Source organism: Thauera sp. 28 (genome assembly GCF_000310145.2).
GTDB classification, from domain to species: Bacteria; Pseudomonadota; Gammaproteobacteria; order Burkholderiales; family Rhodocyclaceae; genus Thauera; species Thauera mechernichensis.
Window position 1 is genome coordinate 26195 of sequence record NZ_AMXA01000002.1, and the last position, 25146, is coordinate 51340.

The following is a 25146-nucleotide window of genomic DNA, read 5'->3' on the forward strand; positions in this document are numbered from 1 at the left end:
ATGGACGACTCCTGCGGTCCGGTGTAGTCATGTGCTTCGCTCTCCTCGCAACGATTCATCGGAGCTGGTACGGATGTCGGGCGACAGCCACCTCGACACCGCTCCAGCCTAGCTCACCCTCCACTGCCGAAGCCAGGCCGGCAGCGGCAAGCACCTCGCCATGGACGACGAAAGTCCTCGTTGGCGGCGGCGTGAAGCCGCGCAGCCAGTCGAGCAAGGCCGGGCGGTCGGCATGCGCGGACAGGCCACCGATGGTGTGCACGCGCGCGCGAACGGGTACTCGCTCCCCGAACAGCGTGACTTGCCTGGCACCATCGACCAACCGGCGACCGAGCGTGCCGGCAGCCTGGAAACCGACGATCACGATCGCACATTCCGTACGCGCCAGGTTATGACGTAGATGGTGCTTGATTCGCCCGGCGTCGCACATGCCGCTCGCCGAGATGATCACGCGCCCGCCACGCACGGCGTTCAACGCGATCGATTCCTCGACATCCTGGACGAAGCGCAAGCGAAAACGTTCGCCATTGGCCTGCACCCAGTCGTACAGCTCCCGCGTCTCGTCATCCCAGAGCTCGCGGTGGCGAACGGTGAGCTCGGTCGCCGCTGTGGCCATCGGCGAATCAACCGCAACGTCGAGCCGGCTCACCCGCCCGGAACGGACAAGATCGGCGAGCACGAACAGCATCTCCTGGGTTCGCCCCACTGCGAAGGCCGGAATGATCACGTTGCCCGTATCATGTGCGAGCGTGGTGTTGAGCACATCGGCAAGCTCCTCGTAGGTGTCACCCACCGAGCGATGAGCGCGATCACCGTAGGTCGACTCCACGCAAACGATGTCGGCGCGCGTAACCCGCACGGGATCCTGCAGGACAGGCCGCAAGGGCTGTCCCAGATCGCCCGAGACGACCATGCGGCGCCCGCTCCCGACGAACTCGATCTCGATGATCGCCGAGCCCAGGATATGACCGGCATTGCGAAACCGGCAGCGTACACTAGGCGCGGGCGCAAACCAGACATCATATGCGATCGCACGCAGGCGCCCCAGGCTCGCCCGCGCCTGCTCGACCGTATACAACGGCGCAAGCTCCCTGTACCGCTGCGCCTTCCTCGAGCGCGCATTGCGCAAGGCCCACTCGGACTCCTTCTCCTGTATGAAGGCCGAGTCCATCAGCATGACGCCCAGGAGGTCGACAGTGGCAGCGGTAGCGTAGATCGGCCCCCGGTAACCCAAGGCAACGAGCCGTGGGACGAGGCCGCTATGATCTAGATGCGCATGGGTAAGGAGCGCAAACTGGATCTCGCGCAGATCGAATTCGAGCGCCTCCCGGTTCTTGCGATCGGCCTGCCTGCCACCCTGAAACAAGCCACAATCGACGATGAATGCACCGTCAGGATGATCCACCTTGAGGCAGGACCCCGTCACCTCTCCAGCGGCGCCGTAGAAAGTCAGTTGCATCGTCAACAAGCCTCCCTATGCGTACTGCTTGCAACGCCCCGCATGCACCTTACACGCACGCCACAAGAATCACGGAGCAATCCGCAGGCTGTTTGATCGCGATCAAGCGCCCTCAGCACGTGGCGCTGGCTATAATCGGATCGTGACACACAACAGGGAGTCTCCGTCATGTTCAAGCACATCCTGGTCCCGACCGATGGGTCGGCCTTGTCCGAAAGCACGGTGGCCCGCGCCGTCTCCTTCGCCAAGGACGCCGGAGCGCGCATCACCTTCTTCTACGCCCAGCCCGACTTTCCCATGCCCATTTATGGCGAAGGCGCACTGATCGACCCCACAACGCCGGAACAGTTCGCAAAATCGGCCGCGTCCGAGGCAAGCGCCATCCTGGCCAAGGCCAAGGCCAGCGCAGATGAGGCTGGCGTGGCGTCGGACACGGACACTGCCGTCAACGAAGTCCCCTACGAGGCAATCATCGATGCAGCCGATCGCCATGGCTGCGACTTGATCTTCATGGCCTCCCATGGCCGGCGTGGCATCGCAGGTCTGCTTCTGGGCAGCGAAACACAGAAGGTGCTCACCCACAGCAAGACGCCCGTCCTGGTCTATCGCTGAAAGGGACAGGAACCCGCGCTTATGCAAAACGGCCCTCACGGGCCGTTTTTTTGTTTACCGGTGTGCTGATCAGCGCCCGGCGCTCGCCCTGCGTTCGTCTTCGGCCATGTGCCGACGCGCGAAGCGATACAGATAGATCGCCATCACGACCACGAACAGGATGGTGAACAGACTCAGCAAGCCGATATCACTGGTGAACAACAACTCCCAGGCCATGACATACCTCCTTAGCAGAAAAATCAGGCATTCGGATCAATGGTGATCTCCATCTCTGCAGGGAGGAACGCGGCCCCGTTCATGCGCCAGCTGCGGGACTCATCTTCTATCAGGAACAACCAGCGCCCGGTACCAAGGGGCGCAATTGCACTTTCATACAACCCTTCGCCCTTGCGGGTGAGAACCAACTCCTGGTCCAGACCACCCCGTGTGGGGTGCGAGATCGTGAGCCGGATCCGCTCTGGCACATCGACCGCGTTGGTCGCGCCCAGCTCGATCCTGATCTCCTGACTACGAATCCGGAGGTCGGCCTTCAGACCAAGGTCGCGGGCGTGCTCGGCCCTGCCCATGGTCTGAACGATCGCCCGGCCTTCCTTGTAGTAGTCGTCAACAACCATGCCATCGAAAGTCTTCACGGCAATGACGAAGGTTGCGATGCCGGCAATCACTGCAATTGCCGGAAACGTGATCAGAAACCAGGGCCAGCCCTGCCGATACCACGGCGGAGGGGGGGACTTGTCGGACGCAGCAGTACTCATGTCACCTCGGGATCAGGAAAGTGGTTTCTTCATTCACGCTCAGCGCCGGGTTGTCCTCGGCCGTGATGCGGAAAGCAATCGTGTTGGCACCGGGAGCACCCGCGTCGTAGGGCACCAGGACCTGAAGCGTCACCGCCTGGGTAGACGCCGCCGGCACCTCGACGCGCTCGACACCACCGATACGCACCCCGGGCATGCCGGACACCGCGAGCTGGAACGCGCGCGGCGCCTCGGTCATGTTCATGACCTGAAGCTGGTAGACGTTCTCGATGAAGCCGCCTTCGATCTCACGACCAAGCGACGAGCGGTCACGAATGATGTCGACACGCAGAGGATCGCGCGCCGCGAGCCCCCAGACGAAGGCAAGAGAGACCAGTACCAGCACGGCGCCATAGATCAATGTCCGCGGCCGCAGTACATGCAGCAGGATCTCCTTGCGCCCCCAATGCTTCTTGAGCGCGTTCTCCGTGGAGTAGCGGATCAGGCCACGGGGATAGTTCATCTTGTCCATGACCTGGTCGCAGGCATCGATACAGGCTGCGCAGCCGATGCATTCGTACTGGAGGCCATCGCGGATGTCGATACCGGTCGGACAAACCTGAACGCATATGCCGCAATCGATACAGTCCCCTTTGCCGACGCTGCGCGGGTCGATGTTCTTCTTGCGCGTCCCGCGCGGCTCGCCACGCTCCTCGTCATAGGTAATGACGAGCGTATCCGGGTCGAACATGACGGCCTGGAAACGCGCGTAAGGGCACATGTACTTGCAGACCTGCTCACGCAACACCCCGGCGAAGAGGTAGGTGAAGCCTGAGTAGAAGAGGATCCAGAACAGCTCCCAAGGGCCGAAGCCAAGCGTAAGCAGGGAGGCGAGGAGCTCGTCGAGCGGCGAGAAGTAGGCGACGAAGGTAAAGCCGGTCCACAGCGCGACGAGCCCCCAGGCCGCAAACTTGCTGCCACGACGCGCGGCCTTGCCGACGCTCATGGGAGCCTGGTCGAGCTTCTGCCGCCTGACATGATCACCCTCGATCTTCTGCTCGATCCACATGAAGATCTCGGTGTAGACCGTCTGCGGACAGGCGTAGCCGCACCAGAGTCGTCCGGCCACCGCAGTGAAGAAGAACAGCGCGTATGCGGAGATGATCAGCAGGATGGCGAGGAAGAAGACATCCTGCGGCCAGAACACCCAGCCGAAGATGTAGAACTTGCGCTCGGTGAGGTGAAACAGCACGGCCTGCCGATCGTTCCAGCTGAGCCAGGGCAGTCCGTAGAAAACGAGTTGGGTGAACCACACCAGGGCCCAGCGCCAATTGGCGAACAGGCCGGTGACTGCGCGCACGTAGAGCTTCTTGCGTGCGGCGTAAAGCGTATCGAAACTGGCGTCGGAGTTGGCTTGCGCCGGCTTGCGGGGTTCTGGGGTCGTGCTGCTCATGGCCTAGTGTACCGATGAAGTGTTGTTATTGTTGTTATGGTAACCCCGGGGGAACCCCCATTCCCCCGGAGATGGAACTGCAGACTGCGGTGCGACTGTTACTTCTTGCTCAGGCTCAGTACGTAAGCGGTCAGGATGTGGACCTTGTCCTCGCCGAGGAACTCACCGAAGCCCGGCATACGGTTGTTACGGCCGTGCGTGATGGTCTCGATGATGACGGCCTCGGACGAACCGTAGAGCCAGATGTTGTCGGTCAGATTGGGCGCGCCAAGCATCGGGTTGCCCTTTGCATCGGCACCGTGGCAGGCCACGCAGTTGGTCTCGAAACCTTCCTTGCCGCGCTGCGCCCGCAGGGAGTCATGCGCCAGGCCGTTCAGCGAACGAACATAGTTGGCGACATCCTTCGCACCCTCTGCACCAAGCGCCGGCCCGAACGGGGGCATGATGCCGTTGCGGCCGTTGGTGATCGTCTCGCGGATGTTGTCCGGCTCGCCGCCCCACAGCCAGGCGCTGTCGGTAAGGTTCGGGAAGCTCTTCGCACCCTGGGCAGCCGAACCGTGACACTGCGCGCAGTAGGTCAGGAACATGCGTTGCCCCATGGCGCGGGCGTCGGGATCCGCGGCCACGGCCATGACGTCCATGTCGCGATACTTGGCAAAGACGGGGCCGAAGCGCTCTTCCGCGGCCTGCATCTCGGCGTCGTATTGCGCCCACTGCCCACGGTGCTGGTTGACGTTGCCGAAGCCCGGGTAGATCGCCAGATAAACCACACCGAACACGATCGTGATCCAGAACAGGTACATCCACCAGCGCGGCAGCGGGTTGTTGTACTCGGCGAGCGTCTCGTCCCACACGTGGCCGTGAAGCTCGACCGGCCCCTTTTCGCGCTTGGTCATGTTCGACACCAGCACGAACACACAGAACAGGATGGAGAGGGCCACGAGGACCATCACATACATGTTCCAGAAACCGCTGATAAAGTCAGCCATTTGCTTTTCCCTCTTGGTCTTGCCGCCCCCCCTGGGCCGGCAGGTCGTCGTCGCTCAGGGGCAGGCGCGCCGCCTCGTCGAAGCCGGCCTTGGCGTGCTTGCTGTACGCCCAGGCGCAGATGCCGAGGAAGCACAGGAACCCAAGCACCGTGATCAGGCTTCTGAAGTCATTTATATCCATGGCGCGCCCAGCTCCTTACCTGAAGTTCGAAATCGCGGTGCCGAGCCCTTGCAGGTAGGCCACGATCGCATCGAGTTCGGTCTTGCCCTCGAGCGCTGCAGGCGCCGCGGCGATTTCCTCCTCGCTGTACTTGTGCAGGCCGACCTTGTTGAGCGCACGCATCTTCGCCTGGATGTCGTCCGCCTTGACAGGACGATCCAGCCACGGGAAGGCCGGCATGTTCGACTCAGGCACGACATCACGCGGGTTGATCAGGTGGACACGCTGCCACTCATCGGAGTAACGACCACCAACTCGGGCCAGGTCCGGACCGGTGCGCTTGGAACCCCACTGGAACGGGTGGTCGTAGATGAACTCACCCGCCACCGAGTAGTGGCCATAACGCTCGGTTTCGGCGCGGAACGGACGAATCATCTGCGAATGGCAGTTGTAGCAGCCCTCGCGCACATAGATGTCACGGCCGACCAGGCGCACCGGATCATAGGGTTTGACGTCGAGCGCATTGCCCTTGTGGTCGATTGCAGTGGTGGTCGAGTGCTGGAAGAACAGCGGCACGATCTCGACCAGACCACCCACGCTGACAGTGAGCAGCGTGAGGACGATCATCAGGAATACGTTGCGTTCGACTTTTTCGTGTTTCGATTGAGCCATGTTGTTGTTCTCCGATCAGGCGTGGGCAGCCGCAGGCGCAAGCACCGGGGCGTCATAGGCCTTCTGGCCGGCGATGGTCTTCACCATGTTGTAGAACATGATGAACATGCCGCCGAGGAAGAGCGCGCCGCCGATGAAACGGATGGTCCAGAACGGGTAGCTGGCCTTGACGCTCTCGACGAAGGAGTAGGTCAGGGTGCCATCCGGGTTGGTCGCACGCCACATGAGGCCCTGCATCACACCGGAAATCCACATCGAGGCGATGTAGAGCACGATGCCGATGGTCGCGATCCAGAAGTGAGCGTTGATCAGCTTGACGCTGTACATCTCGCTCCGGCCATACAGGCGGGGCAGCAGGAAGTACACCGCGCCGATCGAGATCATCGCCACCCAGCCGAGCGCACCGGAGTGCACGTGACCAACCGTCCAGTCGGTGTAGTGCGACAGCGCATTGACCGTCTTGATCGACATCATCGGGCCTTCGAAGGTCGACATGCCGTAGAACGAGAGCGAGGTGATCAGGAACTTGAGAATCGGGTCGGTGCGCAGCTTGTGCCAGGCGCCGGACAGGGTCAGAACCCCGTTGATCATGCCACCCCAGGACGGCGCAAGCAGGATCAGCGAGAAGACCATGCCCACCGACTGGGTCCAGTCAGGCAGCGCGGTGTAGTGCAGGTGGTGCGGGCCAGCCCACATGTAGGTGAAGATGAGCGCCCAGAAGTGCACCACCGACAGACGATAGGAATACACCGGACGATCGGCCTGCTTCGGCACGAAGTAGTACATCATGCCCAGGAAGCCCGCGGTCAGGAAGAAACCCACCGCGTTGTGGCCATACCACCACTGGATCATTGCGTCCTGCACGCCGGCGTAGGCGGAGTAGGACTTCATGCTGAACAGCGACACCGGGATGGCGGCACTATTGACGATGTGCAGCAGCGCCACGGTGAGGATGAAAGCACCAAAGAACCAGTTGGCGACGTAGATGTGCGAAATCTTGCGCTTGACGATGGTACCGAAGAACACCACCGCGTAAGAGACCCACACGACAGCGATCAGGATGTCGATCGGCCACTCCAGCTCGGCGTATTCCTTGGAGGTCGTGTAGCCCAGCGGCAGCGTGATCGCCGCGAGCACGATGACCAGTTGCCAGCCCCAGAAGGTGAAGGCCGCCAGCTTGGGCGCGAACAACGTAGCGTGGCAGGTACGCTGGACCACGTAGTAGGAGGTGGCGAAAAGTGCACAGCCGCCAAACGCGAAAATCACGGCGTTGGTGTGCAGCGGGCGCAACCTGCCGAAGTGCAGGAATTCGTGAACGTTCAGTTCGGGCCACACGAGCTGTGCTGCGGCGATGACACCGACCAGCATGCCCACGATGCCCCACACCACCGTCATGATGGCGAACTGACGCACGACTTTATAGTTATAAGTCGCTTGCGATTGCATGTGAGTCACCTCTTTGTTTTGAAAGCTTTGCGAGCACGACGCGCGACGACTGCGGCGCACTTCCTGAAGACCGGCCGAGAATACGCGTTGGCGTAAATCCCAATTTGACACAGATCAACATTGTATTGCAGCCGAGGGGGGCGAGGAAGCAAAAATTGGACGAAATCCAGATCCATGTGCCCGATCAGGCAAGACCCTCGTCACAAGGCTGAAAGCGCAGTCAGACGGGCGTTTGCGGGCAAGCGCCGCACGCAACAGGAGCGCCTTCGCCCCCATATCGGACCGACCGCAGCAACCACGGGCCGCATACCCAAAACGCCGAAATCGAGAATGACAGACGAAAAAAAAGGGTGCGTATCAACGCACCCCCAACCCCAACAGAGAGACATAAAAACACTCGTTGCCCACCGTCTTCCAAGCCCGATCGACAACCACGGCACAATTATCGCCACGCCGCCAAAGCGCGTGTTGACCTAGGTCAACCTGTCCGCATCTGCACCACCCCTGGAGCAAGCGCCGAAGCGACATGTCAGCGCTCACCCTCGTCACGCCCTGCGGTCCGCTTCGCGTCACCCCCCTCCCGCTCCCGGGCGTCCGGAGCCGGCTCGTCACGGTCGTCCATCAGCAGCCGATAGGCTGGCCCCTCCATGTCGTCGTACTGACCACTGCGCAGCGACCACCAGAAGATCACACCGATCACGAACACCAGCAGCACCGATAGCGGGATCAACAGGTACAGGCTCTCCATGCCAGCTCTCCTATGCAAGCCTCAGGCTCGGCCCCGCGGCACGCGCTGCAGGCGCAGCGCATTGAGAACGACGAGCAGCGAACTCGCCGCCATGCCGACCCCTGCCATCCAGGGCGTCACCAGCCCGGCCATTGCGAGCGGGACGGAGGTGAAGTTGTATGTAAACGACCACCAGAGGTTCTGGCGAATGATCTTCAAGGTCTTGCGCGACAGGTCGATACCCCGTCCGAGGCTGGCAAGATTCTCGTTGAGAAGCACGATGTCAGCCTGGTTGCGGGCCAGATCCGTCCCCCCACCCATGGCGACCGACACGTGGGCCTGCGCAAGCACGGGGGCGTCATTCACGCCGTCGCCCACCATCGCGACGACGGCCCGAGCATCTTCCTGCAAGACGGCGATTACCTGCTGCTTGCCCTGCGGGCTCATGCCACCGCGGGCATCCTGCACACCCAGCGCCCCAGCCACGGATTCCACCACTGGCTGGGCATCACCCGACAGCACACTCGTCGGGATCTGCTCGCCGGCGAGACGGCGCATCAGCATCCCCGCCTCCTCACGGACGCTGTCTGCCAGCCTGAACAAGCCCAGCCAGCCCGACCGCGATGCCAGCGCAATCACGGTTCCACCCTCGGACGCAAAACCCTCGAGTGCCGATGGCATTGCAAGCCCCGTCGCGCCGGAAACATACTCGGGACGACCGATAAACACGGTCTGGCCGTCGATGAGCCCGTGCATGCCTTGCCCGGTCTCGGCTTCGACTTCGCTTGCCAGCGGCAACTCGAGCCCGGCGGCAGCCTCACGCAGACCGGTCGCCACCGGATGCTCGGAACCCTGCTCGATCGCCGCAGCCATCGCCAGCACGGCAGCCTCGTCCGCGGCACCGAGAGGCAACACACGCTCCAGGCTCATGCGCCCATGGGTCAGCGTTCCGGTCTTGTCGAACACGAACCGATTGGCATTAGCCAGGGTCTCGATCGCATGCCCGCGCGTCACCAGCACCCCCATTCGAGCGAGGGCATCGGTGGCCACGGTGAGCGCGGTCGGTGTCGCCAGCGACAAGGCGCACGGACATGCCACCACCAGAACGGAAACGAACACCCACAACGCGCGCTCGGAATCGATGAAGTACCAGCCAACACCGGTGATGCCCGCCAGCACGAGCAAGGTGACGATGAAATAGCCGGCCACCTTGTCGGACTGCGTGGCAAGCTTGGGCTTCTCGCTCGCGGCCCGCTCCATCAACTGACGGATGGCCGCCAGGCGCGTCGCGTCACCCACTTGCTCGACCCGCAGCAACAAGGGTGAGGACACATTGATGCTGCCACCCGTGAGCCGCGCGCCAACGCGCTTGGCAACGGGCAAGCTCTCGCCGGTGAGCAAGGCCTCGTTGACCTCGCCAACCCCCTCCACCACGACACCGTCGGCGGGCACGACTTCGCCCGGCCGCACGCGCACGATGTCACCCGGCGCGAGCTGCGCCGTCGGCACGCGCTCGCTGGCTGCGGACTGCGGCCAACCGGCCAGCCGCTCGGCAAAGGATGGCAGCACCTTACCGAGCTCCTCCACACCGCGCACCGCCTTCTGCCTTGCCAACATCTCCAGGTAACGCCCACCCAGAAGGAAGAAGACGAACATGGTGACCGAGTCGTAATACACCTCGGGACCATCAGTGAGCGTGGCCCACAGGCTGGCAAGAAATGCACTGCCCACACCCAGCGCGACCGGCACGTCCATGCCCAGGCGGCGCAGACGTATGTCACGCCAGGCGCGCTGGAAGAATGGCGCGGCCGAATAGAGCACGACCGGCAGGGTGAGCAGGAGGCTGGCCCAGCGCAACAGCAGCTCGATGTCCCAGGTCATCTCGCCCTCGCCCGCCACATAGACGGGGAAGGCGTACATCATGACCTGCATCATGCCGAAGCCGGCCACGAAGACCCGCCACAGCATCGACCGCCGCTCCTTGTTGGCGATCTGCTCCGAACGTTCGGCGTCGTAAGGGTAGGCGCGATAACCGATGGCCTGGATTGCGGCAAGGATGTCGGACAGCCTGATGCGCTGCTCGTCCCAGCGCACGCGCGCGCGCCGCGTGGCATAGTTGATCTCGATGGCTGACACCCCGGGCAGGCGGGCGACATGGTTTTCGTTCAGCCATACACAGGCCGCACATGTGATGCCCTCGAGGATCAGGGCTGCCTCACGCTCGTGCTCACCCACCGGGCGTACGAAACTCTTCTGGAAATCCGGGTGGTCGAACAGGCCGAGCTCCTGCAGTTCGACCGGCATCGCCTCGCGTCGCGACTCGGGCATCGCATCGCGGTGGCGGTAGTAATCTACAAGACCGTTATCGACGATCGACTGCGCCACCGCCTCGCAGCCAACGCAACACATGCGCCGCGATCGCCCCTCGATCCTGACGTAATGCTGCGTCTCGGCCGGAATCGGCAGGCCACAGTGATAGCAATCGACATCGGGTGCGGCGGCGTCCGCGGCGGGCAGTTCTGCAGAGGTCATCGGCGGCGATACAAAGCCGCCCCGGCGGGAAGCGCCAGCCGGGGCGGTCGGGGAAGGAGAGGCTTTTTTATCACAATCCCGCTGCTCGGGCCATTGCGCTGCACCATCGAGGCCCGCCTGCGCGCCCTGAGCGCGCCCCCATCGCCGCCTGCCCGAAGCCGACAGCGCTTACTTTGCCGCCATGCGGATGGCCCCATCGAGACGGATGACTTCGCCGTTGAGATAGGCATTCTCGATGATATGGCGGACCAGGCCCGCGAACTCGGCAGGCCGGCCAAGCCGCGACGGGAACGGCACCATCTTGCCGAGCGCGTCCTGGACTTCCTGCGGCATGCCCATCAGCATCGGCGTCTCCATGATGCCGGGTGCAATCGCCATTACACGGATGCCAAACCGAGACAACTCACGCGCCACGGGCAGCGTCAAGCCGACGACACCAGCCTTGGACGAGGCATAGCCGGCTTGTCCGATCTGGCCATCGAAAGCCGCAACCGAGGCGGTATTGATGATCACGCCACGCTCGCCACCCGCATCGGGCTCGGACTTGCTCATCACCTCTGCGGCCAGGCGCAGCATGTTGAAGGTCCCCACCAGATTGATGTTCACCGTGCGTGCAAAGCTGTCGAGCGCGTGAGCACCTTCACGGCCAACCACCTTTTCTGCAGGCGCAACGCCTGCGCAGTTGACCAGGCCCGTGAGCCGGCCAAAACGCGCGCCGGCGGCATCGATCGCGGCGCGAGCACTATCGGCGTCGGTGACGTCGGTGGCCACGAACACTGCCCCAGCGCCCAACTCGGTCGCCAGAGCTTCGCCCGCCTCGCGGTTGACATCGGCCAGCACTACCCTGGCGCCCGCCTCCACCAACATGCGAGCGGTCGCAGCCCCCAGCCCCGACCCACCTCCGGTCACCACGAAAACGCCATTCTCGATCTGCATCGCACTTCTCCTGTTCAGTGGGTTCTTGGAACTCGGCCCGGCCTGCGCAAGACTCGGCTGCCGACATCAGCGCGAACCATAGTTATCGTTAACGTAAACGTCAACATCAGAGCGTGGCGCGGGAAGCCACTCGCCCACCCGCGCGCGCTATGCGTCGGCGAAGTCGAGATCGACCATCAACTCGTTGGCGAGCGCCTCAAGATCCAAGCGCACCGGTCCAAGCTCCAGCGTCGCCGGCACAGCCAGCTCCGCACGCGCGCGAAACAGCGGCTCACCACTCATCGACGCACTTTCGCAGGCCGTCTCGAGCGACTCGATACTGACCCCATGCCGGGCCAGCACCGCCGAGATATCGCGCACGATACCCGGCCGGTCATGGCCGACGAGATCCAGGCCGACCTTGCGGACACTCGCAACTGGGCCGGCAGCACCACGGGCAACCGCGATGCGCAGCCCCTGCCCTTCGAGCGCTTGCAATGCGGTCTCGAGCTTATCCACCTGCCCTGCGTCAACCTCGAGTCGCACCACGCCGGCGAACTGCCCGGCCAGGTGGGCCATTCGACTCTCCAGCCAGTTCGCACCACACTCGCTGGCACACCGCGAAACCGCATTAACCAGACCGGGACGGTCTGGGCCGATAAGGGTCAGAACCAGGGACGTCTTCATTCCATTTCTCCGTCGGCGCATTGCTGCAAAAGCCCGTGGCCCACAAGCACTTGATGGTGATCTGCGCTATATCAATACTCGGGCCAGGGGAACTGCAATAATTATGAACGCAAGCGGCGCACCAGATATAGATGCCGCTGCGCAAGGAGGCGTCGCCGCACAGGCGACGGATGCATAGGAGACCCCCGAATGAAGGTGCCGCAGTTCCATGCCCGCAAGGGTGATGGACTTTACCAACCAATCGCATTCCTGTTCGTGACCGAACGGATGTGCGCAGAGATTCTTGCCGAGCGCGAGCATATCCTCGACACCCTGCCGCCGGACATGCGCAAGCGCCAGCAGGCGCTTTTCGCACGCTACGACCCGAGCGTGAGCGCACAGGCCTTCAACAGCCTGCTTCGCCTGTTCCACGGCCAGACTGCCTGAAAACAAGGGACCACAGACGCATGAAGGCAAAAGGCCAGCCCCATGGGGCTGGCCTTTTGCCTGAATCACTGGTGCCGGTGAGAGGAGTCGAACCCCCGACCTTCGCATTACGAATGGGATTTTCTATCAATTCTAGCGAATCCAGATCAACAGGCGATTCCGCATTTCTACATACAAATCAACACTTTCTAGTTATTAGATTGTTGATCTGTGTTCGCTTGCGTGCCATGATTCCCGTACACCAACGGTACACGGGCGCCGACTCATGGCAAAAGCGAAGATCACGGCAGGGCGAATCAGGGACCTCACTTTGCCCCCTGGGAAGTCTCAAGCGTTCCTACGCGACACCGACGCCCCCGGCCTCGCAGTGCGCGCGACGGCTGGTTCGAAGAGCTTTATCTTTCAGGCGCAGCTACTCGACGGCCGCACGATCCGCACCACGATAGGCGACGTGCGCGCCTGGGACATCGACAAGGCGCGCGAGGAAGCCCGCCGCCTGCAACTGCAGGTCGACCGGGGCGCCGACCCGCGGGAAGAGAAGGCCGCACGCCTCGCCGCACAGGAAGCCGAGAAGGTCCGCGCCGAGGCCGAGCGCACCGCCGCCGCCGAACGGCAGAAGTACACCCTGCGCGCGCTGTGCGACACCTATGTCGACCACCTCGCCACGAGGGACCGCCGCCGCGGTGCCGCCTCTGCCCGCTCGGCCTTCAAGCGGCACGTCATCGAGGCCAAGCCCGATATCGCCGCCCTGCCCGCATCGGAGATCACCCCGCACCACGTCGCGCAGATCGTCCGCCGCGTGATCGAGGCCGGCAAGGACGCGACCGCCGCAACCGTCCGCAGCTACCTGAGCGCGGCATTCAACGCTGCCCGCCGCGCCCCCTTCGATGCAAAGCTTCCCGCCGCGCTGATCGCCTTCAACGTGACCACTAACCCGGTAGAGCCAATCGCCACCATCCCCGGCAACGTCCGAAACCGCACCCTGAGCGCGGAAGAACTCCGCACCTACATCAAGGCCCTGGGGGACGATCCCGTCGACATGGCGCTGAAGGTGGCGCTGTTCTCTGGTGGGCAACGCATGGCGCAACTGTTGCGCGCTACCGCCGCCGACTACGACCCAGCGACCCGGACTTTGCGCCTGTTCGACCCCAAAGGCCGGCGCACGAGCGCGCGGGAACACCTATTGCCCCTTGGCCCCAAGTGCGCCGCGCTGGTCGCGCCCCTGGCAGAGAAGGCCAAGTCCACCCCGGCCGGCCTGCTGTTTTCGTCTTTCGGAACCCGGCCGATGGCAGAGACGACCCCCGGGAAGCGCGTGGTGGAGATCGTCCGCGATGAAAAGATGGTGCCGTTCAACCTGCTCGACGTGCGCCGTACCGCGGAAACCATGCTGGCCGGAATGGGCATCAGTCGGGACACCCGCGCACAACTGCTGAGTCATGGCATAGGTGGCGTGCAGGATCAGCACTACGACAGGCACGGCTACGCGGACGAGAAGCGCGCTGCGCTGATCGCCTGGGAACGCCGCCTGGACGAGATCGAGAAGGGCATCAAACCTGCAGGCAACGTGCGGCAGCTGCGCCGCAGGAGCAAAACCGCGGCCTGACGGATTCAGGCAAGAGAGGGAGAACCGGCCGTTGCAGCGACCGGCCTCCCTGACCACCACCCGATCGACAGGAGATCGAATCATGGCTGACCATCACCTTAACACCCCAGCACCGTGCGCACTGACTGACGCGCTGAAGAGCGCTGTCGCCTGCATTCTGGGCGCCGAGGCGCTGTCCACCTTCAGGCCCGATGCCGCCGAAGTGCTCGCGCTACTGGATGGTGTTGAGCGCTACCTCACACAGGCCCGCGCCGCGCTGGCCGCCACTGAAGGAGCATAGTCATGGATGCAGAGAGCACAGTAACGGTGCCGCGTGACGACCTCGATAGCCTGGCGTCGGCATTCGCCGCGATGCGGTGCATCATCGAGCACTGCGACGCCACCGCCGCGCGGCACGCTGCCGAGATTTTCGAGCGGCACGCCTGCGGGATCATTGACGAAGCCGACCGGGCAGCAAGTGTGAATACTGAGGTACCTTGACCGGGCCATGCCGCCCCTACTCCAACGGGAGGAAAAGCCGGATGCCTGGCCGGCTTGGGGCGGCACCTTCAACCAGGGCGCTGCATAGGTGGGCGATGACCGCTTTTGAAGACGATGTTCAAGACGCATTTGAGCGCTTCGAGGAGACAGGGAACGGCCTTGATTTGCTGCGCACGCTGATGCGCGCTGCGCAGTACGGCATTCCCGCCCCCTATGAGGCGTACTGGGCACTACGGGAAGCGCTGGAGCGATACGAATCCGCCGAATCCCGCACCCTCGACGATGCGCTGAAAGTCTCACGCCCTGCTCGCTGGAACCAGTCCGCAGAGAAAGAGCGAATCGGGCGAGGCAAGTGTCATGGCATCCCGGGTATGAGCAGAATTTCCTGCTTGTGGTACCGAGCGCGTGCGCTTCATGCTGAAGGGATGAAAAAAGACGATGCCTTATGGGAGACCCTGGCGGACGAGTTCCATGTTTCAGCAGGTAGAGCGAAACAGTGGTTCTACGAAATCGAGGCCATTACAAAAGCGTCTGACAAGTGATTTCTAAACCATTCGTCTAACGTTTGGAAATACAACCGCACCCAGGATGTATTGAATACGCATCACCTTCAACGCATATCAAGGTGATGCGATGCAACCGAATAACAGCACGGAAGAAACCGAGTTCCGCCTTTCCTGTGAGGAATTCGCCCGCCTCAACCAGATCAAGCCGCAATCAGTCCGCGCTCGCCTCTGCCGCTTCGGTAGCTACTACGGCATCAAGCCGAAGAAGTTGCTGAACGGCCGACTCGCCTTCCCTGCCGTTCAAGTCGCGCAGTGAGGGAGGCGCCGACCATGACCGGAAAAGAAAAGGGCACGCAATGAATGCCGCGCTGCCCGCATACGCTGGCGCCATGGTGAAGGCGCTTCGCCGTGGCCATCGGCCGGCAGGTAACACCGTTATTGCTCGCCTGGACCGCTGGCCGCCGAAGGATCGCCCCGCGCTGGTCCTGTGGCCTCAGATCGTCATCGCCAAGGATCAAGATCCGGCCGCGCTCGATTTCCACTTCCTGGCCGATCTGGACGCCGTGGTGATGTTCTGGCGCTCGCTGTCACCGCCTGCCCGTCTGCGCGCGGCGCTGGTGGCGATCCTCGCTGCACAGCCGGCGCGACTGATCGTGCTGGACGCCGAGCGCGGCGGGCGCGCGTGGTGGGTGAAGTCGGTCGCGCGAGGCGTGGAAGTATCGCTATGAACGCCCCCGCCTTTCCGACCGTCGCGGACAACACCGCAACGGTGCGCCGACTCCAGAAGCGGGCACCGGAGCTAGCCGACGATGCCACGCAGCACGAGATCGCCGCGCACACCATCAATACCGTGACCGACGAGACTGGCCGGCCTCCCATTCACTACCAGGGCACCGCATACCGCGTCGACCCTGTCGACCAGTTGTGGAAGCCCTGGCCGAAGGATCGCATCGAGGTGGACGTGGCGAGCCGCTACGGCACGCAGAAGCTGTGCCGGCGCGCGACCGATTACCGGCAGATCGTCGGGCACCTGTGCCAGTTGTGCGAGGACTCCGAATTCTTCTCGAGCGCCCCGGCTGGTATCGCCGCAGATGGGCAGTTCTGGCGCGTGACGGCATCAGGCGAGATCAGAAGCGAGCAGATCACCCCCGAGCACCGCCAACGCATGCAAGTCATGCAGACGCCTGCATTCGAGGCAGAGGCCCCGCATTTCTTCGGCATCCTGCGTAACGCTTTCGGGCCTGGCGCCGATGGTGACGGCCAGCGCGAGCTGCTGCAAATGGGACTCGGCGCCGCACTCACACGGCAACTGTGGCGCCACCGTATCGCCCTGCTGCTCTACGGCAAGACCTCAACCGGCAAGTCGACCATCCTCGAAATCTTCCGCGCGCTCTTTCCGCTCGACGTGATCGGCGCGACCAGTCCGCAGAATTGGGCGAGCGAATACTACGTGGCCGCCCTCGCCGGCAAGACCCTGAACATTGTGGGCGAACTCGACCCCCACACGCCGATCCCTGGCGGCCCCTTCAAGGCGGTGACGGGTGGCGACGTGGTGGAAGGCCGGCACCCGACACACCGCCCATTTTCGTTCGTGTGCGAGGCCGCGCACATCTTCAACTGTAACCGCCTGCCGCCGACGCGCGACAAGTCGGACGCCTTCTTTCGCCGCTGGCGCATCGTGGAGTTCTCCAATCCGATCCCCGTAGGGAGCGAGATCACCGGCCTTGCCGAACGCATCACCGCCGAGGAATCCGGCGCGGTCCTGGGCTGGCTGCTCGACGGTGCGGCAAAGCTGGCGCAGCGCGGGAGCCTGCCAGAGACGCCCCAGCATTCCCGCCTGATCGAGACCTGGCGCAGCGCGAACAACAGCGCATTGCAGTTCCTGATGGATGTCGAGTACTGCACGACGGGCAACAGCCACGAGCAAGCTGCAGCGCTGGTGTTCGAAAGCTACCGCAAGTGGGCGAGCACCGAGGGCGTGAAGCCGCTGGGGCGCACTGGCTTCTATGAGGCCGTTGCTGATGGTGCCGGCCGCCTGGGCGTGACCATCTTCAAGTCTCGCGAGAACTATCAAGTCATCAAGGGGGTGAGTCTGAAGGCGTGATGTTCAAGGCGCCTGCATAGATTGCGAGTGTTTTGCACCCCCCCCTAGCTTATAGGGAGGACCAAAAAGGGCATCACGTACGCGCCACCCGCACACACACATGGACTCACCCCCTACTGAAAACACTCGCAATACCTGCGCTGTCCCTTCGATCAGCGCCAAGCAAGGACCGCAGCAACCATCTGATAAGGAGATTTGCATATGACACCATCCGACGTACTCGGCGTTCGCTGCACGACGCCCGAACTATTGGTCCAGATCGAGGGGCAAACCTTCGCCGAGATCGTGGCACATCTCGGGATTGCTGCAGGGCTGGTTTATCGGATTCAGGAGCATGTGCGAACCGTGAATTTCGACCAGGCCGATGAAGAGCTGTGCGAGGCCGGTATAGCGCTCGTGGCGCTAGAGCGGATAACGCGAACGCTATTTCTTGAGCATCGCCGGTGGGCCACCGAGCAAGGGCTTCAGTTCGAGTTCGACGGACAAAAGCCTGCGGGTCCTTCCTGGCCGAATTGAACGCGGGTAATCGCGACCGCACTTTTCAATCAGTTACGATAACTATCAAACTGGAAACAGGAAATAGGAAATGCCTATAACACAAACAGAACTCGCCCAGGCTCTCGGGCTCAGCAAGGGACAAGTTTCGAAGCTAGTTGCTCGCGGCATGCCGGCGGAAGACGTTGAGGCTGCTGCAGCATGGCGCATGGAGCATCTGAACCCGGCGTGGATGAAGCAGAAGTCCTTGGTGGCGCACCATGCTGGACAGCCGCTTATCGACCCGCTGGAGGCGGTGCATAACGTCTTGTGCGCCTTCCTGTGCCGTTCGGCGTTCTGGCCCATCTTCGACCCGCTAGCCCTGTCCGCAGTGCTGCACGAGGCAGGGATTCAGGCCAGCGACGACCAGGCGCGGCGCTTCGCTGGACTGTTGCTTGTAACGTGGGCGAGCTACGCAGACGAGTTGGTCGACGGCGATGAGCTGCTATTCGAGGTGCCGGCCTGGGCGGATGATGATGCGCTCCCTTGACGACCGCCGTGCTCCGGAGCGTCGGCGGAACTTTCTTGCCTAGTTTTGCCACGCCCGCCCCGCTACCGTATGCACACGTTTGAGCTTCCGTCGATGCTCAGCGGCATAGAGTTCAACGGCTTCGCGCTTGCTCTTGTGCTGCTGGGTGATCCGGAAAGCGGGAGTTACCGCAAGGCGCGGGAACTGGTCAAAGCGTGGAATGCTGCCCAAAGGGGCAGTGTATTCATGTGGCCGGTCCTGCGCTTTTTCTATGCGTGGCCGGCATGACAAAGGACTGATCATGCAGCAATACCGCGTGATAACGCTCGAACGCAGAGACGATGCCGCGCGCACCGTTGAAGCGAGTCTGTCGAGCGAAACGCCAGTGACAAGGCCGGGCCTGGGAAACGAGATCCTCGTGCACACACCTTCGGCCGTCGACCTGTCGCGCTGTCCGCTACCACTCCTCACGTCGCACGACTCAAGCAGCACGCCCGTAGGGATCATCGAGAACGTTCACCTATCCGGTGGGAAGCTTCGCGGTGTCCTGCGTTTTGGTGGCGGGTCGCGCGCCCTTGATGCCTGGGAAGACGTGAAAGCAGGCGTACTGCGCAGCATCAGCATCGGCTATCAAATCCTCGAAGGCAAACAGGATGGTGATGACTACCGCGTCACCCGTTGGATGCCATATGAGGCCTCTCTCGTTAGCGTGCCCGCTGACCCGACCGTTGGCATTGGCCGCAGCTTCAAAGGAACTCCCATCATGAACGATTATGAAGTCCAAGAATCGCGCGACCAGGTGTCGCGCTCTCAGCGCCGTGCGGCGAACCGATCGAGCGCCGAGACCATGGAGGCGATGATCGAGATCAACGCCATCGCCCAGCAGTTCAACATCCCCCACCACGATGTCAGTGACTTCTGTCAAAGCCAAGGCGCCAACCTCGACGCCTTCCGTCAGTTCGCCCTCTCGCGCATTCGTGACAATGGACGTATCCGAGTGGCAGAGTCGAGTGAGATCGGCCTGAGCCCGCGCGAGGTGGAGAAGTACAGCTTCCGCCGTGCGATCCTCGCCCAAGCGGATGCGAAGTATCGCAACGAAGCCGGCCTCGAGCTCGAAGCCTCACGCGCTGTTGCACAGAAACTCGGCCGTGAGCCGAGCGGGCTCTTCATCCCGCAGGAGCTTCTGACCGCTCAACGCACGATGGCGGTCGGGTACGCCTCCCAAGGGCAAGCACTGCGCCCGGTCGAACACATGGGGGGCAGCTTCATTGACGTGCTGCGCGAGAACAGCGTCGTCATCGCTGCAGGAGCGACGGAACTGAAGGGGCTTCACGGCGACGTTGCCATTCCGAGGAAGAGCGGCAGCACCGCTCCGTTCTGGGTGGATGAACAAGAGTTCATCACCCAGAGTGCCATGACGCTCTCGCAAGTGGAGATGAGCCCACACACGTGCGCTGCCCACGCCCGCTACACACGCCGGCTGCTGCTTCAGTCGTCACCCGATATCGAGCTGCTGCTCAAGCGCGACATTGCGGAAGAGATCGCCGAGGCGGTGGACAAAGCAGCGATCAACGGCACCGGGGGTAGCAAGCAGCCCACGGGGATTCTGAACACGGTAGGCGTGTCGTCAGTCGCCGTCGGGACGAACGGCGGCCTGATCACCTGGGATCACCTCCTGCAATTGGAAGAGGCCTTGTGGCTGGGTAATGCCGTTACCGAGACCTGCGTCTATGTCACGTCTCACGCCCTGCGTCGGAAGATGAAGGGCACGCTGAAGGTGCCGGGTGATGCGGGCGCCGGCTTCCTTTGGGAGAACGGTCGCAAACCTGGAGAAGGCATCGTCAACGGCTATCTTGGCCTCGCCTCGAACAACGCGCCCAGCACGCTGACGAAGGGTAGTGGGACCGGGCTTTCCGCGATGATCTTCGGCCGCTGGTCTGACCTCATCCTGGGGCAGTGGGGTGGCCTGGACATCATTGTCGACCCCTACACCAACGCACAAAACGGCGTGATTGCGGTAACTGCCGCGCTCGATGTCGACATGGCGATCCGACGTACCGCCAGCTTCGCTGTGACCAAGGACGCCCAAACCACACCCTGACCTTCGCTCCGGCGCGCGTGAGGAGCGGATCATAGCGCGCGTTCGTTCCCCGGCTTGTGTCCGGGAAGAGGTGTCCCTATGATCCGCACCCCGCCGAAAGGCACGACACCAGAGGGGGCGCTCGATAGGCCGAGTGGATAAGGTGTCACCCCATCGAATGGGCAACATCTGAGGATTCAACAGTGGCAGCCCCTCTTCTTCTTGGCGGCATTATCCGTGCAGCGGCATCGACCGTGATCCGCGCAGGCGTTCAGATGGCGGCCCGCGCTGCTGTCCGCAGTGTCTTGGACAGAGGCGGGAAGCTGAACCTGCGCATTCTGTTCGAACACAACGAGGCTGAGGTTCTTAAGGACCTACGGGACATATCAGCCCGACATATGGCATATGCACTACCTCAAACCCTGAACGAGATCGGCAAAGACGTAAAGCACGAGCTCAAAGACAGGCTACCAGGCGTGTTTGACGGCGTCTCACCGTTCATTCAGAACTCACCGTTCAGCACGTTCGCGCCCCTGAATACGTTCGCAAGCCCGCACATCTGGGCGGGAATCCGGGATCTCAATCGAGGGCGCGTCGCGCCGGCCGCCTATGTGCGAGAACACTTTGCGGGAGGAGCACGCGGTTACAAGCCGATGGAGCGCGTGATGCAGGCCATGGGAGTTCTTCCGGCCGGCTGGCATGCTGTACCAGGCACAGGGATGAAACTGGACCGCCTTGGCAACCCCAGCAGACGCCAAGTAGCAGAGGTGCTTGGCGCACTCAAGAGCGGTATGCAAGTCGCGAGCGGAAGAGGCGCGAGAGCTACACAGACACGCTACTTCTTCAAAGCGCCTGGCAACTCCGATGGCCGGGCAGCGCACCTTGCCCCCGGCATCTGGAAATCCGAGAAGGGCATGCGTGGTTCAACGCTCGAACCGATGTTTCTTTTCGTTGACTCAGCAGAGTACAAAAAGGTGATCGACCTGCCGGCGATGGCGGGCCGCATCGTAGACCAGCGATTCCCCGTACTCTTGGCCGCGGCCGTGGAAAGGGCAAAGACGAAATATCCGCCGCGGTCCGGTTCGCGGTAGGCCCTCGCCAGCGCAGAGTGGCAAGTTGCCCACTTTGGGGCGTCTAGCAAACCAGCAGAATTGGTACACCTGAAGTACACAGGCACCTAAAAGCAAAAAGGCCAACCCCAAAGAATTGACCTAAGTGCTTGAATTTACTGGTGCCGGTGAGAGGAGTCGAACCCCCGACCTTCGCATTACGAATGCGCTGCTCTACCAACTGAGCTACACCGGCTAAGGGCGCGCATCATACAACAGGCCCCACACAACGGCAACCATGCGCTAGCGATCGCGTCGCACCGAACGGTCCGGCATGGGATGCCCCGCCGGAAGACGCGCGTCAATACAAAAAACTTTTGGCCGCATCTTCTGTTTATATCGGGAGTCGACTAAACTTCGCGGCAATTCGGGGCGGAGGAGACAGCCCGAACCAGAACGCGGCGCCGCGGGGCATCTGACTCCGCGGCAGCTCGCGCAACACCACGGGCCCACCCCACGCTGTCGCAGCGCCACCGCCGCACTGCACCTCGCAGCCTGCCCTCCAAGACGCCCCTCATGCTCGGCCTCGACTTCCTTGACATCGTCCTCATCGGCGTTGCCGCGTTTGCAGCCGGCGCAGTCAACTCCGTTGCAGGCGGCGGTACATTCTTCTCCTTTCCTGCACTGCTTGCCGTCGGCGTGCCACCCGTAATGGCCAACGCCAGCAACTCGGTCTCGCTATGGCCGGGCAGCCTGGCCGGCGCCTGGGCCTTCCGTCGCGAACTCAAGCGCTTCTCCAGGAGCCTGCCGGCACTGTCCGTGGTTGCCTTCTTGGGTGGTATCGGCGGCGGGCTGCTGCTGTTGCAGACCTCGAATGCGGCCTTCTCCGCGCTCATCCCCTGGCTGTTGCTGCTGGCGACGGTGCTGTTCGCCTTCAGCAGCCAGATCTCAACGCTGGTGCAGAGATGGAAACCTGCGCCGGCCGGACGAGATGAACGCCACATCGGCCCAGGCGGCTATGTGTTCCAGCTCCTGGTGTCGATCTACGGCGGCTTCTTCGGTGCCGGCATGGGCATCCTCATGATCGCCGCGCTCGCCATCCAGGGCTTCAAGGACGTACACGAGATCAACGCGCTGAAGAACTGGCTGTCGGCAATCATCTACAGCGTCGCGGTCGCAACCTTCGTGCTCGCCAATGCCGTCTCCTGGCCGCACACGGTGATCATGCTGCTCACCGCCACGCTGGGTGGATACTGGGGCGCCACCATGGCACGCCGGTTGCCGGCAATCTGGCTGCGGCGCTTCATCATCGCCGTCGGTGGCCTGCTCACGCTCTACTACTTCGGCAAGTCGGCCTGAGCGCGATGCATTCCCTCCTCGCACCCCTGACCGACAGCGGCCGCAGCATATGGACCTGCTGACCCAGATCATCCTCCAGGCCGGTCGTTCGGCCGTGGAGCTCGCGCTCTTCGTGCTGCTGCCGATCATGGTGGTGATGCTGTCGCTGATGCGCATGCTGGAGGCGCGCGGCGCAATCGACTGGGTGGTCGCACGCCTGGCTCCCCTGCTGCGCCCGGCGGGCTTGACCGGGCTAGGCGTGTTCGCAGCCCTGCAGATCAACTTCGTCAGCTTCGCCGCGCCGGTCGCCACGCTGGCCATGATGGAGGGCCGTGGGGCCTCCGACCGCCACCTTGCAGCCACACTGGCGATGGTGATGGCCATGGCGCAAGCCAATGTCACCTTCCCGATGGCGGCGATGGGGCTCTCCTTCGGACCAGCACTGCTGCTGTCCTGCGTCGGCGGCCTGGCGGCCGCGGCGGCGACCTACCATGTCTTCGGGCGCGGTCTTTCGAGCATCGAAGGCCCCCTAGACGAGACACTGCGCCACCCCGTCGCCGACGACACCAAGGGCGTGCTAGACGTCATCAACCGCGCTGGCGCCGAGGCCTTCAAGATTTCGATCGGCGCCATTCCGATGCTGGTCCTCGCCCTCGTGGCCGTGATGGCGCTGCGCGCCAGCGGTGGCATCGATCTGCTGACCAGCCTGCTCACACCGCTGCTGCGCCTGTTCGATCTCGACCCGGCGCTCATACTGCTCACGCTCACGAAATACATCGCTGGGGGCACGGCGATGATGGGCGTCATGGATGAGATGCTCAAGAGCGGCGGCACCTCCGTCGCGACCCTGAACGCGAGTGCTGGCTTCCTGATCCACCCCTTCGATGTGGCCGGCGTGGCCGTCCTGATCTCGGCAGGACGCCGGGTGGCGGCGGTATGGAAGCCTGCCGCGCTCGGCGCAGTCGTCGGCATTGCAGTGCGTACGATCGGCCACGGGCTACTGTAGTAGGCTTGGGCGTTACACCGACGCCCGCCCCCTCGCAGCCCACTCGACAGTCACCACGATGATCGCCGCCCTGACCCTGCTTCTCGTCTTCCAGCTCGCCGGCGAAGTCATCGCCCGCGGCTTTGCGCTGCCGATTCCCGGACCGGTGATCGGCATGGCGCTGCTCTTTCTCGTGCTCATGCTGCGCGGCGGCCCGGGCGACGACCTGCGCCAGACCGCCGGCACCCTGCTGCAGCACCTGTCGCTGCTGTTCGTGCCCGCGGGCACAGGCATCGTGCTCTACGGCGATCGCATCGCCGCCGAATGGCTGCCCCTGCTGGTCGCACTCTTCCTCAGCACCTTCCTCGCCATCGCGGTGACCGCGCTCGTGCTCAAGGCGCTCACTCGCAACCGCGCACGCACGGCCGCGGAGCGCGAACAATGAGTCCGGACCTCGAGGAAATCTGGGTCTACCTGTCGGCGACACCGCTGCTTGGTCTCACGCTGACCCTGCTCGCCTACCAGGCCGCCTTCTGGATCTACAAACGCGCGGGCTTTCATCCGGTCGCCAACCCTGTGCTGATCAGCGTGGCCATCCTTGCCACCCTGCTGCTCGCCACCGGCACGCCCTACCAAACCTATTTCGATGGTGCCCAGTTCGTGCACTTCCTGCTCGGGCCGGCGACGGTCGCGCTTGCGATTCCGCTCTACGCACAATGGCCGCGGCTCAAGGCCATGGCGGGCCCACTCCTGATCGCGCTGGTCGCGGGCTCGCTCACCGCAGCACTGTCGGCTTGGGGCATCGGCGCCCTGCTCGGCGCCAGCCGCGAGTCACTGATGTCGCTCGCGCCCAAGAGCGTCACCACGCCGATCGCGATGGGCGTGGCCGAGCGTATTGGCGGCCTGCCCTCGCTCACGGCGGTGCTGGTCATCAGCGCCGGCATCATCGGCGCAGTGTTCGGGCGCGCCATCCTGCGCCGACTGCATGTCGGCGACCATGCCGTGCATGGCTTCGCGATCGGCATTGCCTCGCATGGCATCGGCACCGCGCGCGCCTTCCAGGTCAGTGAGCAGGCGGGCGCCTTCGCCGCACTCGCGATGGGACTGAACGGTCTCATCACCGCGCTGTCCCTGCCATGGATCATGCCCTGGGTGGAGCGCCTGTTCGCAGGTTGACGGCCCCCTC

At 63.1% G+C, this 25146-nt stretch carries 30 protein-coding genes and 1 tRNA gene; 18 read left to right on the forward strand and 13 right to left on the reverse strand.

Annotated elements, in window-relative coordinates; all coding sequences use genetic code 11:
* Nucleotides 1-55: 55 nt before the first annotated feature.
* Nucleotides 56-1459 carry an MBL fold metallo-hydrolase RNA specificity domain-containing protein gene (locus tag C662_RS02090; RefSeq protein WP_002924387.1) on the reverse strand — a complete coding sequence of 468 codons (1404 nt, stop codon included), beginning with the start codon at nt 1457-1459 and terminating at the stop codon, nt 56-58.
* A 168-nt stretch (nt 1460-1627) separates the two neighbouring features.
* On the opposite strand from C662_RS02090, the gene C662_RS02095 reads away from it, so the two are divergent.
* The gene (locus C662_RS02095) at nt 1628-2071 is read left to right on the forward strand and encodes a universal stress protein (RefSeq protein WP_002924389.1); all 444 of its coding nucleotides are present in this window, start codon (nt 1628-1630) and stop codon (nt 2069-2071) included.
* Nucleotides 2072-2140: 69 nt separating this feature from the next.
* Here the strand turns inward: C662_RS02095 and C662_RS19870 are convergent, their stop codons facing one another.
* The 11 genes from C662_RS19870 to C662_RS02145 form a co-directional block, all read right to left on the reverse strand.
* Nucleotides 2141-2287: a DUF3149 domain-containing protein gene (locus tag C662_RS19870; RefSeq protein WP_002924391.1), complete on the reverse strand. Its 147-nt coding sequence runs from the start codon at nt 2285-2287 to the stop codon at nt 2141-2143.
* Nucleotides 2288-2310: 23 nt separating this feature from the next.
* Nucleotides 2311-2826, reverse strand: a complete 516-nt coding sequence (locus C662_RS02100) for a FixH family protein (RefSeq protein WP_002924395.1) — start codon at nt 2824-2826, stop codon at nt 2311-2313.
* Nucleotide 2827: 1 nt separating this feature from the next.
* Nucleotides 2828-4258 carry a cytochrome c oxidase accessory protein CcoG gene (ccoG, locus tag C662_RS02105; RefSeq protein WP_002924396.1) on the reverse strand — a complete coding sequence of 477 codons (1431 nt, stop codon included), beginning with the start codon at nt 4256-4258 and terminating at the stop codon, nt 2828-2830.
* Nucleotides 4259-4356: 98 nt separating this feature from the next.
* On the reverse strand, nt 4357-5247 hold the full coding sequence (ccoP, locus tag C662_RS02110) for a cytochrome-c oxidase, cbb3-type subunit III (RefSeq protein ID WP_002924397.1): 891 nt from the start codon (nt 5245-5247) through the stop codon (nt 4357-4359).
* Entirely contained in the window at nt 5240-5428 is a 189-nt protein-coding gene (locus C662_RS02115) for a CcoQ/FixQ family Cbb3-type cytochrome c oxidase assembly chaperone (RefSeq protein ID WP_002924399.1), read from the reverse strand. The genes ccoP and C662_RS02115 overlap by 8 nt, the downstream gene beginning before the upstream one ends.
* A 15-nt stretch (nt 5429-5443) precedes the next feature.
* Nucleotides 5444-6079 carry a cytochrome-c oxidase, cbb3-type subunit II gene (gene ccoO, locus C662_RS02120; protein WP_002924405.1) on the reverse strand — a complete coding sequence of 212 codons (636 nt, stop codon included), beginning with the start codon at nt 6077-6079 and terminating at the stop codon, nt 5444-5446.
* A 15-nt stretch (nt 6080-6094) separates the two neighbouring features.
* Nucleotides 6095-7525, reverse strand: coding sequence for a cytochrome-c oxidase, cbb3-type subunit I (gene ccoN / locus C662_RS02125; RefSeq protein ID WP_002924407.1), 1431 nt, complete (start codon nt 7523-7525; stop codon nt 6095-6097).
* A gap of 529 nt (nt 7526-8054) precedes the next feature.
* A complete protein-coding gene (ccoS, locus tag C662_RS02130) occupies nt 8055-8273 on the reverse strand; it encodes a cbb3-type cytochrome oxidase assembly protein CcoS (RefSeq protein ID WP_002924408.1) in 219 nt (72 codons plus the stop codon).
* A gap of 21 nt (nt 8274-8294) precedes the next feature.
* Nucleotides 8295-10784 (reverse strand): heavy metal translocating P-type ATPase, encoded by a 2490-nt coding sequence (locus C662_RS02135; protein WP_002924410.1) that lies wholly within the window; start codon nt 10782-10784, stop codon nt 8295-8297.
* Between the two features lie 168 nt (nt 10785-10952).
* Complete coding sequence (locus tag C662_RS02140) at nt 10953-11720, reverse strand: 3-hydroxyacyl-CoA dehydrogenase (protein WP_002924411.1); 768 nt, start codon at nt 11718-11720, stop codon at nt 10953-10955.
* A 147-nt stretch (nt 11721-11867) separates the two neighbouring features.
* Nucleotides 11868-12407: a glycine cleavage system protein R gene (locus C662_RS02145; RefSeq protein WP_332307092.1), complete on the reverse strand. Its 540-nt coding sequence runs from the start codon at nt 12405-12407 to the stop codon at nt 11868-11870.
* 168 nt (nt 12408-12575) lie between these two features.
* Here C662_RS02145 and C662_RS02150 point away from each other — a divergent pair, with 168 nt between their 5' ends.
* The 13 genes from C662_RS02150 to C662_RS19740 all read left to right on the forward strand — a co-directional run bounded on the left by C662_RS02150 (nt 12576) and on the right by C662_RS19740 (nt 21679).
* Complete coding sequence (locus C662_RS02150) at nt 12576-12812, forward strand: hypothetical protein (protein WP_002924413.1); 237 nt, start codon at nt 12576-12578, stop codon at nt 12810-12812.
* Nucleotides 12813-13077: 265 nt separating this feature from the next.
* Nucleotides 13078-14415, forward strand: a complete 1338-nt coding sequence (locus C662_RS02155) for a tyrosine-type recombinase/integrase (protein ID WP_037984013.1) — start codon at nt 13078-13080, stop codon at nt 14413-14415.
* 82 nt (nt 14416-14497) lie between these two features.
* A complete protein-coding gene (locus C662_RS02160) occupies nt 14498-14695 on the forward strand; it encodes a hypothetical protein (protein ID WP_002924416.1) in 198 nt (65 codons plus the stop codon).
* A 2-nt stretch (nt 14696-14697) separates the two neighbouring features.
* Nucleotides 14698-14895 (forward strand): hypothetical protein, encoded by a 198-nt coding sequence (locus tag C662_RS02165; RefSeq protein ID WP_002924417.1) that lies wholly within the window; start codon nt 14698-14700, stop codon nt 14893-14895.
* 95 nt (nt 14896-14990) lie between these two features.
* Nucleotides 14991-15437 (forward strand): hypothetical protein, encoded by a 447-nt coding sequence (locus C662_RS02170; RefSeq protein WP_037984016.1) that lies wholly within the window; start codon nt 14991-14993, stop codon nt 15435-15437.
* A 91-nt stretch (nt 15438-15528) separates the two neighbouring features.
* Nucleotides 15529-15717: a hypothetical protein gene (locus tag C662_RS02175; RefSeq protein WP_002924426.1), complete on the forward strand. Its 189-nt coding sequence runs from the start codon at nt 15529-15531 to the stop codon at nt 15715-15717.
* A gap of 40 nt (nt 15718-15757) precedes the next feature.
* On the forward strand, nt 15758-16129 hold the full coding sequence (locus tag C662_RS02180) for a hypothetical protein (RefSeq protein ID WP_002924427.1): 372 nt from the start codon (nt 15758-15760) through the stop codon (nt 16127-16129).
* Nucleotides 16126-17505, forward strand: a complete 1380-nt coding sequence (locus C662_RS02185) for a DNA primase family protein (RefSeq protein WP_002924428.1) — start codon at nt 16126-16128, stop codon at nt 17503-17505. The genes C662_RS02180 and C662_RS02185 overlap by 4 nt, the downstream gene beginning before the upstream one ends.
* A 201-nt stretch (nt 17506-17706) precedes the next feature.
* Nucleotides 17707-18021: a hypothetical protein gene (locus C662_RS02190; protein ID WP_002924429.1), complete on the forward strand. Its 315-nt coding sequence runs from the start codon at nt 17707-17709 to the stop codon at nt 18019-18021.
* A gap of 187 nt (nt 18022-18208) precedes the next feature.
* The gene (locus C662_RS02195) at nt 18209-18529 is read left to right on the forward strand and encodes a hypothetical protein (RefSeq protein ID WP_157354437.1); all 321 of its coding nucleotides are present in this window, start codon (nt 18209-18211) and stop codon (nt 18527-18529) included.
* A 93-nt stretch (nt 18530-18622) separates the two neighbouring features.
* Nucleotides 18623-18796, forward strand: a complete 174-nt coding sequence (locus C662_RS20230; RefSeq protein ID WP_157354439.1) for a hypothetical protein — start codon at nt 18623-18625, stop codon at nt 18794-18796.
* A gap of 13 nt (nt 18797-18809) precedes the next feature.
* Nucleotides 18810-20609: a phage major capsid protein gene (locus C662_RS02200; protein WP_157354441.1), complete on the forward strand. Its 1800-nt coding sequence runs from the start codon at nt 18810-18812 to the stop codon at nt 20607-20609.
* A gap of 182 nt (nt 20610-20791) precedes the next feature.
* Complete coding sequence (locus C662_RS19740; protein ID WP_157354443.1) at nt 20792-21679, forward strand: hypothetical protein; 888 nt, start codon at nt 20792-20794, stop codon at nt 21677-21679.
* 138 nt (nt 21680-21817) lie between these two features.
* Here C662_RS19740 and C662_RS02210 read toward each other — a convergent pair.
* Nucleotides 21818-21893: transfer RNA gene (locus tag C662_RS02210), tRNA-Thr, on the reverse strand.
* Nucleotides 21894-22213: 320 nt separating this feature from the next.
* Between C662_RS02210 and C662_RS02215 the strand changes: the two genes are divergently transcribed.
* Genes C662_RS02215 through C662_RS02230 form a run of 4 tightly spaced genes read left to right on the forward strand, consistent with a single transcriptional unit; the run spans nt 22214 to nt 25136 of the window.
* Nucleotides 22214-22996, forward strand: a complete 783-nt coding sequence (locus C662_RS02215; RefSeq protein ID WP_002924434.1) for a sulfite exporter TauE/SafE family protein — start codon at nt 22214-22216, stop codon at nt 22994-22996.
* Nucleotides 22997-23045: 49 nt separating this feature from the next.
* The gene (locus C662_RS02220; RefSeq protein ID WP_002924435.1) at nt 23046-23981 is read left to right on the forward strand and encodes a hypothetical protein; all 936 of its coding nucleotides are present in this window, start codon (nt 23046-23048) and stop codon (nt 23979-23981) included.
* A 58-nt stretch (nt 23982-24039) separates the two neighbouring features.
* Nucleotides 24040-24405: a CidA/LrgA family protein gene (locus C662_RS02225; RefSeq protein WP_002924442.1), complete on the forward strand. Its 366-nt coding sequence runs from the start codon at nt 24040-24042 to the stop codon at nt 24403-24405.
* Nucleotides 24402-25136, forward strand: coding sequence for an LrgB family protein (locus C662_RS02230; RefSeq protein WP_002924443.1), 735 nt, complete (start codon nt 24402-24404; stop codon nt 25134-25136). The genes C662_RS02225 and C662_RS02230 overlap by 4 nt, the downstream gene beginning before the upstream one ends.
* Nucleotides 25137-25146: the final 10 nt, after the last annotated feature.

Coding starts and splice junctions, on each gene's coding strand:
- C662_RS02090 (WP_002924387.1), bottom strand. CDS start 1,459: ATGCAACTGACTTTCTACGGCGCCGCTGGAGAGGTGACGGGGTCCTGC.
- C662_RS02095 (WP_002924389.1), top strand. CDS start 1,628: ATGTTCAAGCACATCCTGGTCCCGACCGATGGGTCGGCCTTGTCCGAA.
- C662_RS19870 (WP_002924391.1), bottom strand. CDS start 2,287: ATGGCCTGGGAGTTGTTGTTCACCAGTGATATCGGCTTGCTGAGTCTG.
- C662_RS02100 (WP_002924395.1), bottom strand. CDS start 2,826: ATGAGTACTGCTGCGTCCGACAAGTCCCCCCCTCCGCCGTGGTATCGG.
- ccoG (WP_002924396.1), bottom strand. CDS start 4,258: ATGAGCAGCACGACCCCAGAACCCCGCAAGCCGGCGCAAGCCAACTCC.
- ccoP (WP_002924397.1), bottom strand. CDS start 5,247: ATGGCTGACTTTATCAGCGGTTTCTGGAACATGTATGTGATGGTCCTC.
- C662_RS02115 (WP_002924399.1), bottom strand. CDS start 5,428: ATGGATATAAATGACTTCAGAAGCCTGATCACGGTGCTTGGGTTCCTG.
- ccoO (WP_002924405.1), bottom strand. CDS start 6,079: ATGGCTCAATCGAAACACGAAAAAGTCGAACGCAACGTATTCCTGATG.
- ccoN (WP_002924407.1), bottom strand. CDS start 7,525: ATGCAATCGCAAGCGACTTATAACTATAAAGTCGTGCGTCAGTTCGCC.
- ccoS (WP_002924408.1), bottom strand. CDS start 8,273: ATGGAGAGCCTGTACCTGTTGATCCCGCTATCGGTGCTGCTGGTGTTC.
- C662_RS02135 (WP_002924410.1), bottom strand. CDS start 10,784: ATGACCTCTGCAGAACTGCCCGCCGCGGACGCCGCCGCACCCGATGTC.
- C662_RS02140 (WP_002924411.1), bottom strand. CDS start 11,720: ATGCAGATCGAGAATGGCGTTTTCGTGGTGACCGGAGGTGGGTCGGGG.
- C662_RS02145 (WP_332307092.1), bottom strand. CDS start 12,407: ATGCGCCGACGGAGAAATGGAATGAAGACGTCCCTGGTTCTGACCCTT.
- C662_RS02150 (WP_002924413.1), top strand. CDS start 12,576: ATGAAGGTGCCGCAGTTCCATGCCCGCAAGGGTGATGGACTTTACCAA.
- C662_RS02155 (WP_037984013.1), top strand. CDS start 13,078: ATGGCAAAAGCGAAGATCACGGCAGGGCGAATCAGGGACCTCACTTTG.
- C662_RS02160 (WP_002924416.1), top strand. CDS start 14,498: ATGGCTGACCATCACCTTAACACCCCAGCACCGTGCGCACTGACTGAC.
- C662_RS02165 (WP_002924417.1), top strand. CDS start 14,698: ATGGATGCAGAGAGCACAGTAACGGTGCCGCGTGACGACCTCGATAGC.
- C662_RS02170 (WP_037984016.1), top strand. CDS start 14,991: ATGACCGCTTTTGAAGACGATGTTCAAGACGCATTTGAGCGCTTCGAG.
- C662_RS02175 (WP_002924426.1), top strand. CDS start 15,529: ATGCAACCGAATAACAGCACGGAAGAAACCGAGTTCCGCCTTTCCTGT.
- C662_RS02180 (WP_002924427.1), top strand. CDS start 15,758: ATGAATGCCGCGCTGCCCGCATACGCTGGCGCCATGGTGAAGGCGCTT.
- C662_RS02185 (WP_002924428.1), top strand. CDS start 16,126: ATGAACGCCCCCGCCTTTCCGACCGTCGCGGACAACACCGCAACGGTG.
- C662_RS02190 (WP_002924429.1), top strand. CDS start 17,707: ATGACACCATCCGACGTACTCGGCGTTCGCTGCACGACGCCCGAACTA.
- C662_RS02195 (WP_157354437.1), top strand. CDS start 18,209: ATGGAGCATCTGAACCCGGCGTGGATGAAGCAGAAGTCCTTGGTGGCG.
- C662_RS20230 (WP_157354439.1), top strand. CDS start 18,623: ATGCTCAGCGGCATAGAGTTCAACGGCTTCGCGCTTGCTCTTGTGCTG.
- C662_RS02200 (WP_157354441.1), top strand. CDS start 18,810: ATGCAGCAATACCGCGTGATAACGCTCGAACGCAGAGACGATGCCGCG.
- C662_RS02215 (WP_002924434.1), top strand. CDS start 22,214: ATGCTCGGCCTCGACTTCCTTGACATCGTCCTCATCGGCGTTGCCGCG.
- C662_RS02220 (WP_002924435.1), top strand. CDS start 23,046: ATGGACCTGCTGACCCAGATCATCCTCCAGGCCGGTCGTTCGGCCGTG.
- C662_RS02225 (WP_002924442.1), top strand. CDS start 24,040: ATGATCGCCGCCCTGACCCTGCTTCTCGTCTTCCAGCTCGCCGGCGAA.
- C662_RS02230 (WP_002924443.1), top strand. CDS start 24,402: ATGAGTCCGGACCTCGAGGAAATCTGGGTCTACCTGTCGGCGACACCG.